Source organism: Streptomyces sp. NBC_01622 (genome assembly GCF_045209635.1).
Lineage (GTDB): Bacteria > Actinomycetota > Actinomycetes > Streptomycetales > Streptomycetaceae > Streptomyces.
Genome location: NZ_CP109293.1, coordinates 3,345,007 through 3,363,306, shown reverse-complemented (window position 1 = coordinate 3,363,306; position 18,300 = coordinate 3,345,007). Strand labels below are relative to the sequence as shown.

The window sequence follows — 18,300 nt, the reverse complement described above, 5'->3', positions numbered from 1 at the left end:
ACCACAGCCCCTGACGACAAGGGCCCGAAGCCCCATGCCGACTCCCCTCGCCCACGACGACCCCGTAACTCTCGGCCCGTACCGGCTCGTTGCCCGGCTCGGCAGTGGTGGCATGGGCACGGTGTACATGGCGCGTGGCGTCGGTGGGCGTACGGTCGCGCTCAAGACGGTGCACGCCCGGATCGCGACCGATCCGGGCATCCGTACCAGGTTCCGGCTCGAAGTGGACGCGGCCCGGGTCATCGGGGACAGGTTCGGAGCCCGGGTGGTGGACGCCGATCCGTTCGCCGAAACGCCTTGGCTGGCAACGGAGTTCGTGCTCGGGCCCGCCCTCGACGAGGCCGTCCTGGGCGCGGGACCGCTGCCGGAGAGGTCGGTGCGGGCCCTGGGCGCCGCGCTGTGTTCGGCGCTGGACCAGCTGCACCGGTCCGACGTCGTGCACCGCGACCTGAAGCCGTCGAACATCCTCCTCACCGCCTACGGCCCGAAGGTCATCGACTTCGGGATCGCGCGCGCCATCGGCGACGACCGCCTGACCCGTACCGGTGCCTCGGTCGGCACCCCCGCGTTCATGTCCCCGGAGCAGGCGTCCGGGCAGGAGCACGGCGCGGCCGGTGACGTCTTCGCGCTGGCCGGTGTGCTGGTGTTCGCGGCCACCGGACGGGCCCCGTTCGGCAGCGGGCAGCCCGCGGATCTGCTGTACCGGGTGCGGTACGCGGAGGCCGATCTGCGCGGCGTACCGGCCGCGCTCGTGCCGTTGTTCGACCGGTGCCTGGCCAAGGAGCCGGAGAAACGGCCCTGCTTGGCCGAGCTCGCGGCCCAACTGCATGACGGGAGCGGCGAGTTCGCCGAGCAGTTGCCCGATGCCGTGCTCGCGGAGATCGGGCGGCGGGCCGCCGACGTATGGCGGACCGTGCCGCAGCGGCTGCCCGCCCCGGCGGCCGAGGAGGGTGCCACCGAGGTCACGTCGGTGTCCGGTCCCTCGCGCCGCGGGCTCCTCGCCGTGAGCGGGGCGCTCGCGGCGTCCGCCGCCGCGGGTGGCGTCTGGTGGTACCGGGGGCGTGGGCGTGCCACCACGCCCGCCGCGAAGGCGCCGCCGCAGACGCGCAACCTCGATCCGCTGTGGCAGTACGGCGGCCAGGACCTCGACGTGCTGGGCTGGGGCCTGGTCGTGCCGTATCAGGCCGACGGGTCGATCTGGCTGCCGCTGAACGCGACCGCCGAACGCCTCACGCCGACCACCGGGCGGTCGCAGGGGCAGGTGCGCGTCACCGCCAACTGGTGGCAAATGGCCGTACAGGACGGGCAGTTGTACCTGCTCGGTGACGATCCCGCCCGGCCAGGGGAGTCGGTGTCGATCGACTCCTGGAACGGCGGCACGGACGCCGTGCGGCCGACCTCGGCCGCCCTCACGAACGCCACGCCCACCATCGTACCGAACCAACTCCTGTGCGTCCTCGGCGACATCGCGTACGTGGCGGTGGGCCACGGGCAGGTCCCGACGGACAAGGGCTTCCTGCCCGCACAGACCTGGACGCTGCGCGCCGCCGACCTCGGAACCGGCCGGACGCTCTGGACGCAGAACCTGCCGCAGCGGTCGAGCGGGAGCCGGCGGCTGCACTTCGTCGCCGCGAAGGTCGTCGGCGAGCGCCTGGTGACCCTCCAGGCGACGGCGGAGACACAGACGCATGTCGTCGTACGGGACATCCGCAGCGGCGCGGTCCTGTGGGACATGCCGTACAACGTCAGTGAACCCGACGCGATCCGCGGCGAGTTGGCCGTGGACGAGACGTATCTCTACCTCGGTGGTTCCCAGTTGCGGGCGCTGCGGCTGAGCGACGGGGCACTGGGGTGGGCCACCGCGGCCGGGCAGATCTACGGCCCGCCGACGCCGGCGAAGGGCGTGGTGTACACCGTCGGTTCGGGCATCGGGCTCACGGCGGTCGACGCCGCGACCGGCAAGGTCCTGTGGACCGAGGCGACCACCGAGGCGGCGGAGGCCTACACCGTCTGGCCGCCGGTCGTCGGCACCCGCTATGCGTACTACCGGAACGGGCTGCAACTGAGGGCGGTGAACCTCACGGGGCACAGAACCGTACTTACGTACCGGACGGCCGGAAAACACTTCCACGCGTACCCGGAGGCCCGGTTGGTCCTCGCCGTGGACGACGACCGGTTGTCCGCCTACCCGCTCAGGTGACCGCCGCGCTCCACCCGCAGAAGGACACCCACGATGAACCCTCTCGGCACCGGTGACCCGCTCCGCCTCGGTCCCTACCGGCTGCTCGGCGTCATCGGCGAAGGCGGCATGGGCAAGGTCTACCTCGGCCAGGACGGCCCCGGCACTCTCGCCGCCGTCAAGGTGCTACGCCCCGAACTCGCCTACGACAGCGAGCTCGCCCGGCGTTTCGTGCGCGAGGCGCAGGCCGCACAGGCCGTGCGCGGCAAGGGAGTTGCCGCCGTACTGGAGGCACGCACCGAGGGGACGCGGCCGTGGATCGCCAGCGAGTTCCTCGCCGGACCCACCCTGGCCGAGGCGGTCGAGGCGCACGGCCCGCTCACCGAGCCCGCGCTGCGCGCCCTGGGCGCCTCCCTCGCGGACACCCTCGCCGACATCCACGCGGCGGGATTCATCCACCGTGACCTCAAGCCGCCGAACATCGTGCTCACCTCGGACGGACCACGCGTCATCGACTTCGGCATCGCCCGCCCCGAACACGGACTGACCCTCACCACCACCGGCCAGGCCCCCGTCACCCCGGGCTACGGCGCCCCCGAGCAGGTGCTCGGCCGGCGCGTGACCCCAGCCGCCGATGTGTTCTCACTGGGCGCGGTGCTCGCATACGCGCTCACCGGACAGCGCGCCTTCGAGGGCTCCCATGTAGCCGTCGTGCAGTACGCGGTCGTCCACGGGGAGCCCCGACTCGACGGCGTGGAGCCGCAGTTGAGGGCACTCGTCGAACCCTGCCTCGCCAAGAACCCGGCGCAGCGTCCCGAACCCGCCGAGATCGTACGGGCGATGGACGTGCCCAGGCGCGCCGGCCGGGCCTGGAAGCGGGGACGGCTCGCCGATGCCATCAAGGACCGCGAGACCGGTGCCGCCCGCATGACCACCGACGTGACCGCCCAACTGCCGGGCGAGAGACGGGCGTTGACACGGAGGCGGCTGCTCACCGGACTGTCCACCACGGGTGTGGTGGTCGCCGCCGGGGGCGGTACGACGGCCTGGCTGCTGGGCTCGGGAGGCGGCGGTACGAGCGCCCGTCTGGCGAGCAGCCCCTTCACCGTTCCGCCGGCGGTGCCCACCCCCACGGCGAGGATGACCGTCGTCGCCGACAAGGTCTCCGGCTCCCTGGGCCGGCCCACCTGCCTCTGGACGCTGGAGAACGCCGCCGACGTCTACTCGCCGTATCTGCTGCCGGTGCGGGACGTCCTCGTCTTCGGCGCAGCGAGCGGCGGGATCGTGGCCTACGGAGTCAAGGACGGTAAACGCCGCTGGAGCGCGCCCCGCACCGTGACGAAGAGCGGCTATCTGTCGCTCTCCGACCGGCTCGTGGTGGGCACGGACAGCCAGGGCGCGCTGCGGACATACGTCCCGTCCACCGGAGAGGCCAAGTGGACCTGCCCGGCGGCAGAGGCGGCTCAACTCCTCGGCGCCGACGCGGAGTCGGTGTACGTCATCACCAAGGACGACCGGCTGCGCAGCGTGCGCCGCGCGGACGCGAAGGTCGGGTGGACGACGACGGTCCCGGCCGACTTCCGCAAGAAGGTGTTCGCCCCCGCCGCCGTCGGCCCGGGCCGGCTGGTCATGGGCACGACCGACGGCAACTTCCTGGCGGTCGACACGAGCAACGGCCGTATGGCGTGGAAGCGCCTCGACCATGTCCCCATCGGGCTCCGGCCGGCTGTCCGGGGCGACACCGTGTACCTCGGCGGCTACACCCTGGACGCGGTGCGGATCGCTGACGGGGAACGGATCTGGAGCGTCAAGCCCCACGGCGACCTCTACCGGGAGCGGTGGGGACCCGTGACGGTCTCCGGGAGCAGGCTCTACGCCACGGAGGGCATCTATCCCAGACGCCTGGACCCGCGCGACGGCAGCCAGTTGTGGTCCGGCTACTCCGAATCCGCGGGCACGGCTCTCTACGCGGGTCGCGCGCTGCCGCAGGGGCACGCGGTCTGGACGATCGACAAAAGCGTGGTGCAGACCGAGCCCATGGAACTCGACACCGCGAAGGCGGTCGACGGGGGGAGGCTGTGGCGGTACGAGTTCCCCCGTACCGACTACACCCGCCTAGCCGCCGACGGAAACCGCGTCTTCCTCATGCATGACAGCAAGGTCGTCGCCCTCACCACGTTCTGAGGAACCGGTCGGTTCACCGGGCCTTACTCGTCGCCGTCCGGGACCCGTCCGATCTGGACCAGCGGCTTCCCCCGCTTCCGGGACACGAACACGCCCCGCCCGGCGGGCATCGGCCGCGGTCTGACCCCGCCCAGCAGGTCGCCCTCGGCCGGGTCGCCCGCCAGCACCACGCCCTGGGCGCCGAGTTCCTTCATGCGCTGCATGAACGACTCGTAACCGGCACGCCCCGCACCAGCCGTGGAGCGGGCGATGATGAAGCGCACGCCCACGTCCCGGGCGAACGGCAGCAGTTCCGTCAGCCCCGACAGCGGGTTGCCGCTCGACGTGGACACAAGGTCGTAGTCGTCGATGATCACGAAGACCTGCGGGCCCCGCCACCAACTCCGGTCCCGAAGCTGCTGCGGAGTGACGTCCGACGTCGGCGTCCGGCGCTGCATCAGGTCGGCCAGCGCGTCCATGTGGTGCTGCATCTGGTTCGACATCGGGATGTACTCGGCCAGGTGCGAGGTCGGGGTCACGCCCAGCAGGGAACGCCGGTTGTCGACCACGAACAGCTTGCACGCGTTGCCGTCGTAGCGCTCGCTGAGGCGCTTGATCAGCAGCTTGAGCAGGTTCGACTTGCCGGACTCGCTCTCGCCGAAGACCAGGAAGAACGGGTCCTGGTCGAAGTCGACGAACACCGGCTCCAGGTTGTCCTCGTCGAGGGCGAAGGAGATGCCCCGGTTCGGGAAACGGTCGCCGGACGGCAGCTGGGCCGCCGCGAACTCCCTTGGCAGCAGCCGGACTTCGGGCGCCCCTGGCTCCTGCCAGTGCCGGGCGACCTCGGCCGTGAGTGCCGTCGTCGCCTCCGCGAGGTCCGTGTCCGAGGACAGACCGTCGATACGCGGGACCGCCGCCATGAAGTGCTGCTTCTGCGGGGTCTGGCCGCGCCCGGGCACACCCGTGGGCACGTTGGCGGCGACCTTGCGGTCGAACTCCGAGTCCATCGGGTCGCCCAGCCGCAGCTCCAGCCGGTTCATCAGGTGGTCCTTCATGTTCGCGCGGACCTCCATGGAGCGCGAAGCGGTGAGGATCACATGGATGCCGTAACCGAGGCCGCGTGCCGCGATGTCCAGCACCAGCGGCTCCAACGCCTCGTAGTCCGTACGGAAGTTGCCCCAGCCGTCGATGACGAGGAAGACGTCGCCCCAGGGCTGGTCCGTCACGGAGATGTCGCCCCGCGCGCGGCGGGCGCGGAACTCCGCGATCGACGAGATCCCGGCCGTACGGAAGTACTCCTCGCGGCGGGTCATCACGCCGTAGACCTCGGCCGCAGTACGCCGCACCTTCTCCGGGTCGAGACGGGAGGCCACCCCGCCCACATGCGGCAGACCGGCCACCGCCGACAGGCCGCCACCGCCGAAGTCCAGTGCGTAGAACTGCACTTCGCGCGGGGTGTGGGTGAGCGCGAACGACGCGATGAGCGAGCGCAGCAGCGTCGACTTGCCGGACTGCGGACCGCCGAGGATCTGCATATGGCCGGCCGCGCCGCCGAAGTCGGTCCAGAGCGGGTCGCGCCGCTGCTCGTACGGCTTGTCGACCAGGCCGACCGGGACGACGAGCCGGCCCGCGCCCTCGTAGCCGGGCTGCGTCATGCCCCGCCCCGGCACCGCGGCGAGTCCGGGCAGCAGGGAGTCGAGCGACGGCGGGCTGTCCAGCGGGGGCAGCCACACCTGGTGGGCGGCCGGACCCTGCGCCTCGAGCCGCCGCACGATCACGTCGAGCACGGTGTCGGCGAGCGCGTCGTCCTTCTCGTCCGGCGTCTCCGCCTGGCGCTGACGCGGCACGGGCGCGTACTGCACCGGCACCTGCGCCGCCGTGAACAGCACGGGCCTGCGGTCCACCGGGAGCGGCCCGCCGAGCGCGGCCGCCTGCTGCGAACCGGTGCGGTACACCCCGGAGACGTACGCCGCTTTGAAGCGGACCATCTCGTCGGTGCCGTACTTCAGGAAGCCGGAACCCGGCACGTTCGGCAGCTCGTACGCGTCCGGCACCCCGAGCGCGGCCCGCGACTCGGCCGCCGAGAACGTGCGCAGACCGATCCGGTACGACAGGTACGTCTCCAGGCCGCGCAGCCGGCCCTCCTCCAGGCGCTGCGAGGCCAGCAGCAGATGCACGCCCAGCGAACGGCCGATGCGGCCGATCTGCACGAACATCTCGATGAAGTCCGGCTTGGCGGTGAGGAGTTCGCTGAACTCGTCGATCACCAGGACGAGTGAAGGGACGGGCTGCAGGGGGGCACCCGCGGCGCGCGCCTTCTCGTAGTCGTGGATGTTCGCGTAGTTGCCCGCGTCGCGCAGCATCTCCTGGCGGCGGTTCAACTCACCGCGGATCGAGTCACCCATACGGTCGACGAGCGTCAGGTCGTCCGCCAGGTTGGTGATCACGGCCGCCACATGCGGCATCTGCGCCATACCGGCGAAGGTCGCACCGCCCTTGAAGTCCGCGAGGACGAAGTTCAGCGTCTCCGAGGAATGCGTCACCGCGAGACCGAGGACCAGGGTGCGCAGCAGCTCCGACTTGCCGGAACCGGTCGCGCCGACACACAGGCCGTGCGGGCCCATGCCCTCCTGGGCCGCCTCCTTGAGGTCGAGCATCACGGGCCGGCCGTCCTCACCGAGCCCGATCGGCACCCGCAGCCGCTCCGCCGTCGAACGCGGACGCCAGGTCCGCTTCGGGTCCACGGAGGCCGCGTCGCCCAGGTTCAGCAGATCCGTGAACTCCAGGTTGGCGAGGAGTGGTTCGTCGTCGTCACCGCCCGACACCATGCGCAGCGGCGCCAGTTGACGGGCCAGCGCCTCGGCAGCCTCGTACGACAGGACGTCCGGTGTGCCTTCGTAGACCATGCCGTGGCCGGACTCCAGGCGGAGTTCCTTCGGGTGTACGACGACCGAGAGGTCACCGCGTCCGCTGCTGAGGTCGCCGGGCACGACCTCGACGATCGTCACCCCCTGGAGGCCCTCGGGGCTGGCCAGGAAGGAGGTCGGCGGCAGGGAGACGCCGTCCAAGACGACCACCAGGTGCGGCTGTTCGGGCACCGGTGCTCCGACGGGGTGGAAACGCGGCCGGCCCTGGAGGCGGTCGGCCAGCATCTCCTCCAACTCCATCGGATCGGTCGTGATCAGACGCACGCTGCCCGCGCCGTCCGCGAGACCCGGCGCCTGCGCGTGGGGGAGCCACTTGGCCCACTCCCACTCGGGCACCGACTCGCGCCCGGTGGCGACGGCGATGACCAGGTCCTCGGGGGAGTGCATCGAGGCGAGGGAGGCGGCGACCGCGCGCGCGGTGCCGCGCACGGTCGCCGGTTCACCGCTGATCGTCACGTGGTAGAAGGCGCGCAGCGAGACCGCCATCGGCAGGTCCTCAAGGGTGCTGTGCGTGGCCAGGAAACGCTGCATGGCGCCCGCCGTCAGCGGCTCCAGCTCGTCGACCGGGGCAGTCTCCGGCGGGACCAGGGGAGTGGCGAGACCCTGGGGGCCGAGGCCGACCCGCACCTGTCCGAAGTCCTCGTCGTTCGTGCGGCGTTCCCATACGCGGCTGCCCTCGGCGACCAGCGCCCACAGTTGCTCCGGCGAAGGGTGCAGGTAGTACTGGGCGTCGCGCTGGGCCCGCGCGGTCTCCAGGGCCGTACGCCGGGTCTGCGACAGATAGCGCAGATAGTCACGGCGCATGTCGGCCATCTGCCCCTGGTTGCCCCGGCGGTAGCGGACCAGCATCGAGACGCCCATCGCGACCGTGGACGCGATCATCACCATGCCCATGATCTTCATGAACGGCTGGGCACTGGGGTTGAAGAAGAACACCACCGACCCGCCCATACCGAGCATGGGCAGGAGCTGCATCATGGCGCCCTCCTGCTGGCCGCGCGGCAGCTCCGGCGGAGCCTGCAGCATGACCTCGTCCGTGGGCACTTCCTTCGGCAGCGACCTCGGCGGGCGCTTGACGACGATCTGGCTCACTACGCACCAATTCCCTTGCCGGACCGAGTTGTTTCGTCCGCCGCCCCGTGTCGGGCGGACGCCGATCCGCACTGCGCGATCCTACTGACAACCACTGACAACGGCGGGCGGTAGGGTGCCCGTGAGACGTGTGAGCAGTTGCGAATCGTTCCGGGAAAACCGGGCAAAACCGCAGTGTTCGCGGCGGGCGGATCCCGTCGGATCCCGTTGAGTGCCGGGCGCGACGGCGCGGCCGGCCGACGGGACGGGTGGCACGGCGCGACCTGCACAGGATCTTTACGGCGGAACTTCACGGCGGACGCGCGCGGCACCTTCGCGGACCGTCCGTCACTGACAAGGGGGAACAGCAGGTGAGCATCACGGCCTCCGCGCCGGCCGGCGCGACCGGCGGAACGGGCACCGGAGCCTCTTCCGGGGCGGGCATGGGCTTCGGCTTCTGCCGGGTCACCATCGTGGCGCCCGACAGCCGGATCGACGTGGCCCTGCCCGACGACGTACCGGTCGCCGACCTGTACCCCGAGATCCTGAGGCTGTCCCAGCAGAGCCTCGCCGAGGGCGCCCCCGTCGGCTACCACCTCGTACGCCGCGACGGCACCGTCCTCGACGGCGCCCGCTCCTTCGCCGCACAGCGCATCCTCGACGGCGAACTGCTCACCCTGCGCCCCTTCGCCGACTCCCTGCCGCCGGCCGTCTACGACGACGTCTCCGAGGCGGTCGCCGCCGCCGTCACCCGTGACCGTGCCCTGTGGAACGGTGAGTTGACGCGCGCCGCCGGTCTCGTCGCGGGCGGCATCCTGCCCGCACTGCTCGCGTTCGTGGCCTGGAGCTCCCAGATCCACCACGACATGAACGGCCTCCAGGGCATCGTCGCCGGCCTCGCCGGCATCCTCCTCGTCACCATCGCCTGCGTACGCGCGCGGGTGTACGACGACCGGGGCTCGGCGGTCGCCCTGGGCCTGGGCGCGCTCCCGAACATCGCCGTGGCGGGCTCCGGACTGCTCCCCTTCTCCGAAGGAGAAGGCATTGGGCGGCTCCAGTTCCTGCTGGCCTGCGCCGCCGTCCTCGTCGCGGCCGTCGTCCTCACCTTGGTGTCACCCGGCGGCGACGGCCCCTTCGTGGCCTTCGTCTTCGCCTCCGCCATCGGCCTGTTGACGACGTTCGTCGCGATGCTCGCCCACCTGAAGCCCATCGAGACGGCCGCCGTCTGCGCCCCGCTCTCCGTGTGCGCGCTCGCCTTCCTGCCGGGCCTGTCCATGCGCTTCGCCCGCCTCCCCATCGGCTTCGAACCGCCCAACCCCAACCGCGGTTACGGCGACGGCGAACCCGTGGCCCAGGAGCCCGTCGACGCCGAGCGCATCGCCGCCCGCGCCCGCCGCGGCCACGAACTCCTCGTCGGCCTGGTGGGCGGCTGCGCGCTCGTCTCCGTGGGCGCCTCGATCGTCCTCGGCTTCTCCAGCAACGTGTGGGCCCAGCTCCTCGCCCTCGCCACCGGCGTCGCGATGCTGATGCGCGCCCACCTGTTCCGCTACACCGCCCAGGTCGGCGCCACCCTGGCCGCGGGCCTGGCCGCCCTGGTCTTCCTGGGCCTCGGCCTCGCTCTGAACCCGCCGCACGCGTACGTGCGGGACGCGTTCCTGGGTGACCCGAACTCCCTCGACATCCGCAGTGTCTGGCTCGCGGCGGCCGTAGCCGCGTCCACCGCTCTGGTCACTGCCGTCGGCCTGATCACCCCGAAGCGCGGAGTCACCCCCTTCTGGGGCCGGTTCCTGGAGATCGCCGAGAGCTTCGTCCTGCTCACCCTGATCCCGCTGTCCCTGGCCGTCTTCGACGTGTACGCGCAGGCACGGGCGATGACCAGCTAGGAACCGTAGGCATGCGAAAGGGGCGGCACACACGCGTGCCGCCCCTTTCGCATGCCCACGGCTACTGCTGCTCCTCCGGAGCCGGCTCCAGGTCGAACTCGCCGTCCCGGGCGCCCAGTACGAAGGCCGTCCACTCCGCCTCCGTGTAGCGCAGCACGGTGTCCGGGTCGAGCGACGAGCGCATGGCCACCGCGCCGTCGGGCAGGTCGGCGATCTCGACGCGCTCCTCGTGCTCCTCCGTGCCCGGCGCGCTGCGCCACTCCACGCCCGAGATGTCGAGGGCGTACAGCTCGTCCCGCTCCCGCTCCTTGCGTGCCTTGATCTCCTGCTCCGTCTCCGCCATGGCGAAGCGACCCCTTCCCGACGAACCGACGTGATCTACGTCTACACGTAGATGCAGATCACCCTAGTGGCCGTATCCGCCCCGGTCAGGGCCCATCACAGAGCTGGACCGAGGTGTCCCCCCAGGCTGGTACGCTGTGTAGCGGCCGTTTGTGTACGCACCCCTGGAGCTCACGCTCCGGAGGCCGCGCCCAGCGGATCCCGCCTCCCGAGTAACGGAAGCTCCCCTGAGAAGTGGACCAGGGGCACTCGGTGGCACATCAAAGACTACGAGGAGTACGCGTGTCGCTCGACGCCGCTACGAAGAAGCAGCTCATCACCGAGTTCGGTCAGAAGGAGGGCGACACCGGCTCCCCCGAGGTCCAGGTCGCCATGCTCTCGCGCCGCATCTCGGACCTGACCGAGCACCTCAAGACCCACAAGCACGACCACCACTCCCGTCGTGGTCTGCTGATCCTGGTCGGTCAGCGCCGCCGGCTGCTGCAGTACCTGGCCAAGAAGGACATCCAGCGCTTCCGTGCGCTGGTCGACCGCCTGGGCATCCGTCGCGGTGCGGCGGGCGCCAAGTAAGACGCCGTGAGGGGAGCGGGTCCCGAAACGATCGGGAGCCGCTCCCTTTGCCGTATGTGTGGATTGCCCGTACGTGCGGAAACGTGCGGAGTGTCACTGCCGCTTTGTAGTGTGGTAGCACAACGCAATACGCACGACACGGCAACGCACGACAGCACGACAACGTACGAAACGAACGAGGAGAAGCGCGCCTCGCAGCCGCCGGTCCTCGGTAGTGGCCCCCGGGCAGGAAACCCCGGGTGCTTCGATCGAAGACCGGCCCGCACCAGACAGCGCTTCTCCGCCACCGTCCCCCCGCCACACGGGCGGGGAGGGACGAAAGACGACAAGTAACGGAGAAAACGCTAGTGGAGAACGAGACCCACTACGCCGAGGCCGTCATTGACAACGGCTCCTTCGGCACCCGCACCATCCGCTTCGAGACGGGCCGCCTGGCCAAGCAGGCCGCCGGCTCCGCCGTGGCGTACCTGGACGACGACACCATGGTGCTGTCGGCCACCACCGCCTCCAAGAACCCCAAGGACCAGCTCGACTTCTTCCCCCTCACGGTGGACGTCGAGGAGCGGATGTACGCCGCCGGCAAGATCCCCGGCAGCTTCTTCCGCCGTGAGGGCCGGCCGTCCGAGGACGCGATCCTCACCTGCCGCCTGATCGACCGCCCGCTGCGCCCGTCCTTCAAGAAGGGCCTGCGCAACGAGATCCAGGTCGTCGCCACGATCATGGCGCTCAACCCCGACCACCTGTACGACGTCGTCGCGATCAACGCGGCCTCCGCGTCCACACAGCTGGCCGGCCTGCCCTTCTCCGGCCCGGTCGGCGGCGTCCGCGTCGCGCTGATCAACGGCCAGTGGGTCGCGTTCCCGACGCACACCGAGCTCGAGGACGCCGTCTTCGACATGGTCGTCGCCGGTCGCGTCCTGGAGGACGGCGACGTCGCGATCATGATGGTCGAGGCCGAGGCCACCGAGAAGACCATCCACCTGGTCGCGGGCGGCGCCGAGGCGCCGACCGAGGAGGTCGTCGCCTCCGGTCTGGACGCCGCGAAGCCCTTCATCAAGGTGCTCTGCCGTGCGCAGGCCGACCTCGCTGCCAAGGCCGCCAAGCCGACCGGCGAGTTCCCGATCTTCCTCGACTACCAGGACGACGTCCTGGAGGCCCTCACCGCCGCCGTCCGCCCGGAGCTCGCCTCCGCGCTGACCATCGCCGGCAAGCAGGACCGGGAGGCCGAGCTCGACCGCGTCAAGGGTCTCGCCGCCGAGAAGCTCCTCCCGGAGTTCGAGGGCCGCGAGAAGGAGATCTCCGCCGCGTACCGCTCGCTGACCAAGTCCCTGGTCCGTGAGCGCGTCATCAAGGAGAAGAAGCGCATCGACGGCCGCGGTGTCACCGACATCCGCACCCTGGCCGCCGAGGTCGAGGCCATCCCGCGCGTACACGGCTCGGCGCTGTTCGAGCGTGGCGAGACCCAGATCCTGGGCGTCACCACCCTCAACATGCTCCGCATGGAGCAGCAGCTGGACACCCTCTCCCCGGTGACCCGCAAGCGCTACATGCACAACTACAACTTCCCGCCGTACTCCGTCGGCGAGACCGGCCGCGTCGGCTCCCCGAAGCGCCGCGAGATCGGCCACGGAGCGCTCGCCGAGCGCGCCCTGGTCCCGGTCCTGCCGACGCGCGAGGAGTTCCCCTACGCGATCCGTCAGGTCTCCGAGGCCCTCGGGTCGAACGGCTCGACGTCCATGGGCTCGGTCTGCGCCTCCACCATGTCGCTGCTGAACGCCGGTGTGCCCCTCAAGGCCCCCGTCGCCGGTATCGCCATGGGCCTGATCTCCCAGGAGATCAACGGCGAGACGCACTACGTCGCCCTCACCGACATCCTCGGTGCGGAGGACGCCTTCGGCGACATGGACTTCAAGGTCGCCGGCACCAAGGAGTTCGTCACCGCCCTCCAGCTCGACACCAAGCTGGACGGCATCCCCGCCTCCGTCCTGGCCGCCGCACTCAAGCAGGCCCGTGACGCCCGCCTCCACATCCTCGACGTGATGATGGAAGCGATCGACACGCCGGACGAGATGTCCCCGAACGCCCCGCGGATCATCACCGTCAAGATCCCCGTGGACAAGATCGGCGAGGTCATCGGCCCGAAGGGCAAGATGATCAACCAGATCCAGGAGGACACCGGCGCCGAGATCACGATCGAGGACGACGGCACCATCTACATCGGTGCCCAGGTCGGCTCGCAGGCCGAGGCCGCCCGCGCCACGATCAACGGCATCGCCAACCCGACCATGCCGGAGGTCGGCGAGCGCTACCTGGGTACGGTCGTCAAGACCACCACCTTCGGCGCGTTCGTGTCGCTGCTCCCGGGCAAGGACGGTCTGCTGCACATCTCGCAGATCCGCAAGCTCGCCGGCGGCAAGCGCGTGGAGAACGTCGAGGACGTCGTCGGCGTGGGCCAGAAGGTCCAGGTCGAGATCGCCGAGATCGACTCCCGCGGCAAGCTCTCCCTGATCCCGGTCATCGAGGGTGAAGAGAACGCCGAGGACGACAAGAAGGACGACGGCGACAAGTGACGTCGACCAGCACCACGACGACGGCCCGCACCTCCTCGGAGGCGCGGGCCGTCGCCCGTACGCAAACCCTCATCCAGGGCACCAACGGCATCGGCACGGTCCGCAAGACCACCCTCCCGGGCGGCCTGCGCATCGTCACCGAGACGCTGCCCTCGGTCCGCTCCGCGACCTTCGGCATCTGGGCACACGTGGGCTCCCGCGACGAGACGCCGTCGCTGAACGGCGCCACGCACTACCTGGAGCACCTCCTCTTCAAGGGCACGCACAAGCGCAGCGCGCTGGACATCTCCTCCGCGATCGACGCGGTCGGCGGCGAGATGAACGCGTTCACGGCGAAGGAGTACACGTGCTACTACGCGCGCGTGCTCGACACCGACCTGCCGCTCGCCATCGACGTGGTCTGCGACATGCTGACGGGCTCCCTGATCCGCGAGGAGGACGTCAACGTCGAGCGCGGCGCCATCCTCGAAGAGATCGCCATGACGGAGGACGACCCGGGCGACTGCGTGCACGACCTGTTCGCGCGCACGATGTTCGGCGACAACCCCCTCGGCCGCCCGGTCCTCGGCACGGTCGACACCGTCAACGCCCTCACCGCGGACCGCATCCGCCGCTTCTACAAGAGGCACTACGACCCGACCCACCTCGTGGTCGCGGCGGCCGGCAACATCGACCACGACAAGGTCGTACGACAGGTCCGTGCCGCCTTCGACAAGGCCGGCGCCTTCAAGAACGCCCAGGCCGCGCCCATCGCCCCGCGCGACGGCCGCCGCACCCTGCGCACCGCGGGCCGCGTCGAGCTGATCGGCCGCAAGACCGAGCAGGCCCACGTCGTCCTCGGCATGCCGGGCCTGGCCCGTACCGACGAGCGTCGCTGGGCGCTCGGGGTCCTCAACACGGCCCTCGGCGGCGGCATGTCCTCCCGCCTCTTCCAGGAGGTCCGGGAGAAGCGCGGACTGGCCTACAGCGTGTACTCGTACACGTCCGGCTTCGCCGACTGCGGTCTCTTCGGGGTCTACGCCGGCTGCCGGCCCTCGCAGGTCCACGACGTGCTGAAGATCTGCCGCGACGAACTCGACCAGGTCGCCGAACACGGCCTGTCCGACGACGAGATCGGCCGCGCCGTGGGCCAGCTCCAGGGCTCCACGGTCCTCGGCCTCGAGGACACGGGCGCACTGATGAACCGCATCGGCAAGAGCGAGCTGTGCTGGGGCGAGCAGATGTCCGTCGACGACCTGCTGGCCAGGATCGCTTCGGTCACCCCGGACGAGGTCCGCGAGGTCGCCCGCGAGATCCTGGGACAGCGACCCTCGCTGGCGGTCATCGGCCCGCTCAAGGACAAGCAGGCGGCCCGACTGAACGACGCCGTCGCCTAACACCCGTCGTAAGGAAGCAAGAACGATGAGCAAGCTGCGCGTGGCGGTCCTCGGTGCCAAGGGCCGGATCGGCGCCGAGGCGGTCCGAGCCGTCGAGGCCGCCGAGGACATGGAACTGGTGGCCGCCCTGGGCCGCGGTGACACCCTGGAGACGCTCAAGGCGAGCGGCGCCCAGGTGGCGGTCGAACTGACCACCCCCGCCTCGGTGATGGACAACCTCGACTACTGCGTGCGGCACGGCATCCACGCGGTCGTCGGCACCACCGGCTGGACCGAGGAACGCCTCGCGCAACTGAACGGCTGGCTGGACGCCTCCCCGGAGACGGGCGTCCTCATCGCGCCCAACTTCTCCATCGGGGCCGTACTGACCATGAAGTTCGCGCAGATCGCCGCGCCCTACTTCGAGTCGGTCGAGGTCATCGAACTGCACCACCCGAAGAAGGTCGACGCCCCGAGCGGTACGGCCACGCGCACGGCCCAGCTCATCGCCGAGGCGCGCGCCAAGGCGGGCACGGCTCCGGCGCCGGACGCCACGGAGACGGCCTTGGACGGCGCGCGGGGTGCGGACGTCGAGGGGATCCCCGTCCACTCCGTCCGGCTGCGCGGTCTGCTGGCCCACCAGGAGGTCCTGCTCGGCGGCGAGGGCGAGACGCTGACCGTGCGGCACGACTCCCTGCACCACAGCAGCTTCATGCCGGGCATCCTGCTCGGCGCCCGCCGCGTGGTGACCACCCCGGGCCTCACCTTCGGCCTGGAACACTTCCTGGACCTGGGCTGAGGCTCACGACATGCGTGCCAAACTCACCTACGCCGTCACGGCCGCCGTCCTGGTCTTCTACTTCGTCCTGGTCGGCAGCCGCGGCGTCATGCTCATACAGTCGGGCACGGTCATCACCGTCACCTTCGGGATCGCGGTCCTGATTCTGCCGGTGATCGGCGTGTGGTTCCTCTGGAAGAACACCCAGTTCGTCCGCGACGCCAACCGCCTCGCCGCCCTCCTCGACGCCGAAGGCGGCCTGCCCGTCGACGAGTTGAGGCGCACGCCCGGCGGCCGTATCGACCGCGACTCCGCCGACGAGGTCTTCGCCAAGCGCAAGGCCGAGACAGAGGCGGCCCCCGACGACTGGCGCAGCTGGTTCCGCCTCGCCGTCGCCTACCACGACGCCCACGACACCCCGCGTGCCCGCAAGGCGATGCAACGCGCGATCGCCCTGCACGCGGGTCGCCCCGTCCAGGCCTGAACGCCCGTACGCCGAAGGGGCCGGCCGCACTCGCTGCGGACCGGCCCCTTCGCGTCGCTCTTGGCCGGTCAGCTCCGCCGGTACTCGTCGGACCACACCTCGACCGAATCCGCGGCCCGGTCGAAGGAGGAGGCACGCGCCACGAAGTCGATGTCGTGCGTGGTCAGCAGCGCGGGCACATCCTCCGGAGAACGGTCCTTCCGTACGAGGATCAGGGCCTGCCCCTGCACAGTCCGCGGCAGCCCGAGCCAGCGCACCGGCTGCTGCACCGTCCGCACGGCGGCGACCCGGTCCCACGGCACCGTACGCGTGAAGAGGAACCGCACCCGGCGCAGCCCGCGTGCGCTCACCCACACGCCCATGCGCAGCAGCCGCAGGGCGCACAGGATGACGGCCACCGCGATACCGAGGATCACCTCGGCCTCTGACCGCGAGCCGGTCAACGCGATGATGACGGCGGCGAAGAGCACGTACGACGCGAGCAGCAGCACGAGCGCCGACGCCGCCACGCGCCACGGTCCGGGCCGGTAGGGGCGCCGCCAGCGGTCGCGGTCGTCGAACGGCAGCGCGAGCTCGTCCGCGGCCTCGAATGCGCGGTCGGCCGTAAGGAAGGGCAGGGGCACGGCTGGTGTCCTCACTGAATCCATGCGTGGGCTGTGCCCGGTGAGGCTATCCGGCCGTGTTCCGGCTCACCACCATTGGGGGTCCGGATGAGTCAGTGTCAGCTGCGCTGCAGGTCAGCGCTTGTCGGCGGCCTGCGACTGCTGGTTCTGTGTCGAGAGGTTGTGCTGGGACAGCGCCGGCATACCGAGGACCAGGGAGCCCACGATTCCGGCGATGATGGTGAGCCCCAGAAGCCAACGCCCGGCTATCTGACCGGCGGACGCGCGCTCATGGGGTGGCGGGGTGACGTTGCTGCGGAAGCGGTCGGTCTCGGCGATGAAGGCGAACGGGACGGGTTCGCGCCGACGGAGCATCGGTGGTGCATCTCCCCTACGGGATCGAATCGGGATCGAACGGGTGGCTCTCACCAAGACAGACGAGCGAACGCCTCAAAAGGTGCCCCGTTTCGCCGAATTCGCAGAAGTTCGCCAACGAATGTCGCGGCACGGCCGCGAACGCCCCGATGTCAGTGCCGGGCCGTAGAGTGGGCGCCGCCCGAGAGACGTGATGGAAGGACCCTCCGAGCCGTGACCGACACTCCCGCCGACGACCTCAAGCCCAGTTTCCGCAGCGATGTCACCGTCGAGCTGGTCAAGCACACCGCGTCCGACGCGGACGTGCTCTTCGCCGCCCGCGTCTCGACGATCGGCGAACAGTCCCTGGAAGAGATGGGCAAGGACCCCGAGCGCTCCAAGGGCCTGATCAACTACCTGATGCGGGACCGGCACGGCAGCCCCTTCGAGCACAACTCGATGACCTTCTTCATCAGCGCCCCGATCTTCGTCTTCCGCGAGTTCATGCGGCATCGGGTGGGCTGGTCGTACAACGAGGAATCGGGAAGGTACAGGGAGCTCCAGCCGGTCTTCTACGTCCCCGGCGAGTCCCGCAAGCTGGTGCAGGAGGGCCGCCCGGGCAAGTACGTCTTCGTGGAGGGCACCCAGGCCCAGCAGGAGCTGGTCGGCCGCACCATGGAGCACTCGTACCGCCAGGCGTACGAGGCGTACCAGGAGATGCTCGCCGCCGGCGTGGCTCGGGAAGTCGCCCGAGCCGTCCTCCCTGTGGGCCTCTTCTCCTCGATGTACGCCACGTGCAACGCCCGTTCGCTGATGCACTTCCTCGGCCTGCGTACCCAGCACGAGCTGGCGAAGGTGCCGTCCTTCCCGCAGCGGGAGATCGAGATGGTCGGCGAGAAGATGGAGGAGCAGTGGGCCAAGCTCATGCCGCTCACGTACTCCGCCTTCAATACCAACGGTCGCGTCGCTCCGTAGCGCACCTCTGTTTGCCGACCGGGCACACATGTGCGGATCAGTGGCGC

The 18,300-nt window shown here is 70.3% G+C and carries 13 protein-coding genes; 9 read left to right on the top strand and 4 right to left on the bottom strand.

Features of this window, described 5'->3' with window-relative positions; genetic code table 11:
- Positions 1–34 precede the first annotated feature (34 nt).
- The gene (locus OH768_RS14880; protein WP_406453812.1) at positions 35–2,200 is read left to right on the top strand and encodes a protein kinase domain-containing protein; all 2,166 of its coding nucleotides are present in this window, start codon (positions 35–37) and stop codon (positions 2,198–2,200) included.
- Between the two features lie 33 nt (positions 2,201–2,233).
- Complete coding sequence (locus OH768_RS14875; protein ID WP_406453810.1) at positions 2,234–4,363, top strand: protein kinase domain-containing protein; 2,130 nt, start codon at positions 2,234–2,236, stop codon at positions 4,361–4,363.
- Between the two features lie 23 nt (positions 4,364–4,386).
- On the opposite strand, the gene eccCa is transcribed toward OH768_RS14875, so the two are convergent.
- Positions 4,387–8,361, bottom strand: a complete 3,975-nt coding sequence (gene eccCa / locus OH768_RS14870) for a type VII secretion protein EccCa (protein WP_406453808.1) — start codon at positions 8,359–8,361, stop codon at positions 4,387–4,389.
- A 350-nt stretch (positions 8,362–8,711) separates the two neighbouring features.
- Here eccCa and eccD point away from each other — a divergent pair, with 350 nt between their 5' ends.
- Positions 8,712–10,223, top strand: a complete 1,512-nt coding sequence (eccD, locus tag OH768_RS14865; RefSeq protein WP_406453806.1) for a type VII secretion integral membrane protein EccD — start codon at positions 8,712–8,714, stop codon at positions 10,221–10,223.
- Between the two features lie 61 nt (positions 10,224–10,284).
- Here eccD and OH768_RS14860 read toward each other — a convergent pair whose 3' ends face one another.
- Positions 10,285–10,566 carry a DUF397 domain-containing protein gene (locus tag OH768_RS14860; RefSeq protein WP_093629502.1) on the bottom strand — a complete coding sequence of 94 codons (282 nt, stop codon included), beginning with the start codon at positions 10,564–10,566 and terminating at the stop codon, positions 10,285–10,287.
- Positions 10,567–10,847: 281 nt separating this feature from the next.
- Here OH768_RS14860 and rpsO point away from each other — a divergent pair, with 281 nt between their 5' ends.
- From rpsO to OH768_RS14835, 5 genes are all read left to right on the top strand, one after another.
- Positions 10,848–11,135: a 30S ribosomal protein S15 gene (gene rpsO / locus OH768_RS14855; protein ID WP_019075416.1), complete on the top strand. Its 288-nt coding sequence runs from the start codon at positions 10,848–10,850 to the stop codon at positions 11,133–11,135.
- Positions 11,136–11,482: 347 nt separating this feature from the next.
- Positions 11,483–13,705 carry a polyribonucleotide nucleotidyltransferase gene (locus OH768_RS14850; RefSeq protein WP_406453803.1) on the top strand — a complete coding sequence of 741 codons (2,223 nt, stop codon included), beginning with the start codon at positions 11,483–11,485 and terminating at the stop codon, positions 13,703–13,705.
- Positions 13,702–15,081: a M16 family metallopeptidase gene (locus tag OH768_RS14845; protein WP_406453801.1), complete on the top strand. Its 1,380-nt coding sequence runs from the start codon at positions 13,702–13,704 to the stop codon at positions 15,079–15,081. The genes OH768_RS14850 and OH768_RS14845 overlap by 4 nt, the downstream gene beginning before the upstream one ends.
- A 25-nt stretch (positions 15,082–15,106) precedes the next feature.
- Complete coding sequence (gene dapB / locus OH768_RS14840) at positions 15,107–15,859, top strand: 4-hydroxy-tetrahydrodipicolinate reductase (RefSeq protein WP_406453799.1); 753 nt, start codon at positions 15,107–15,109, stop codon at positions 15,857–15,859.
- A 10-nt stretch (positions 15,860–15,869) separates the two neighbouring features.
- Complete coding sequence (locus OH768_RS14835) at positions 15,870–16,322, top strand: hypothetical protein (RefSeq protein ID WP_406453797.1); 453 nt, start codon at positions 15,870–15,872, stop codon at positions 16,320–16,322.
- A gap of 68 nt (positions 16,323–16,390) precedes the next feature.
- Here the strand turns inward: OH768_RS14835 and OH768_RS14830 are convergent, their stop codons facing one another.
- Together OH768_RS14830 and OH768_RS14825 are read right to left on the bottom strand one after the other, a co-directional pair.
- A complete protein-coding gene (locus OH768_RS14830; RefSeq protein ID WP_406453795.1) occupies positions 16,391–16,945 on the bottom strand; it encodes a hypothetical protein in 555 nt (184 codons plus the stop codon).
- 114 nt (positions 16,946–17,059) lie between these two features.
- Positions 17,060–17,299 (bottom strand): hypothetical protein, encoded by a 240-nt coding sequence (locus tag OH768_RS14825; RefSeq protein WP_406453793.1) that lies wholly within the window; start codon positions 17,297–17,299, stop codon positions 17,060–17,062.
- 213 nt (positions 17,300–17,512) lie between these two features.
- On the opposite strand from OH768_RS14825, the gene thyX reads away from it, so the two are divergent.
- Positions 17,513–18,253, top strand: coding sequence for an FAD-dependent thymidylate synthase (gene thyX / locus OH768_RS14820; protein ID WP_406453791.1), 741 nt, complete (start codon positions 17,513–17,515; stop codon positions 18,251–18,253).
- The last annotated feature ends 47 nt before the right edge of the window (positions 18,254–18,300 follow it).

Excerpts from the sequence above, each read along its gene's own strand:
- OH768_RS14880 (WP_406453812.1), top strand. The coding sequence starts at position 35 with ATGCCGACTCCCCTCGCCCACGACGACCCCGTAACTCTCGGCCCGTAC.
- dapB (WP_406453799.1), top strand. The coding sequence starts at position 15,107 with ATGAGCAAGCTGCGCGTGGCGGTCCTCGGTGCCAAGGGCCGGATCGGC.
- OH768_RS14835 (WP_406453797.1), top strand. The coding sequence starts at position 15,870 with ATGCGTGCCAAACTCACCTACGCCGTCACGGCCGCCGTCCTGGTCTTC.
- OH768_RS14875 (WP_406453810.1), top strand. The coding sequence starts at position 2,234 with ATGAACCCTCTCGGCACCGGTGACCCGCTCCGCCTCGGTCCCTACCGG.
- OH768_RS14860 (WP_093629502.1), bottom strand. The coding sequence starts at position 10,566 with ATGGCGGAGACGGAGCAGGAGATCAAGGCACGCAAGGAGCGGGAGCGG.
- OH768_RS14825 (WP_406453793.1), bottom strand. The coding sequence starts at position 17,299 with ATGCTCCGTCGGCGCGAACCCGTCCCGTTCGCCTTCATCGCCGAGACC.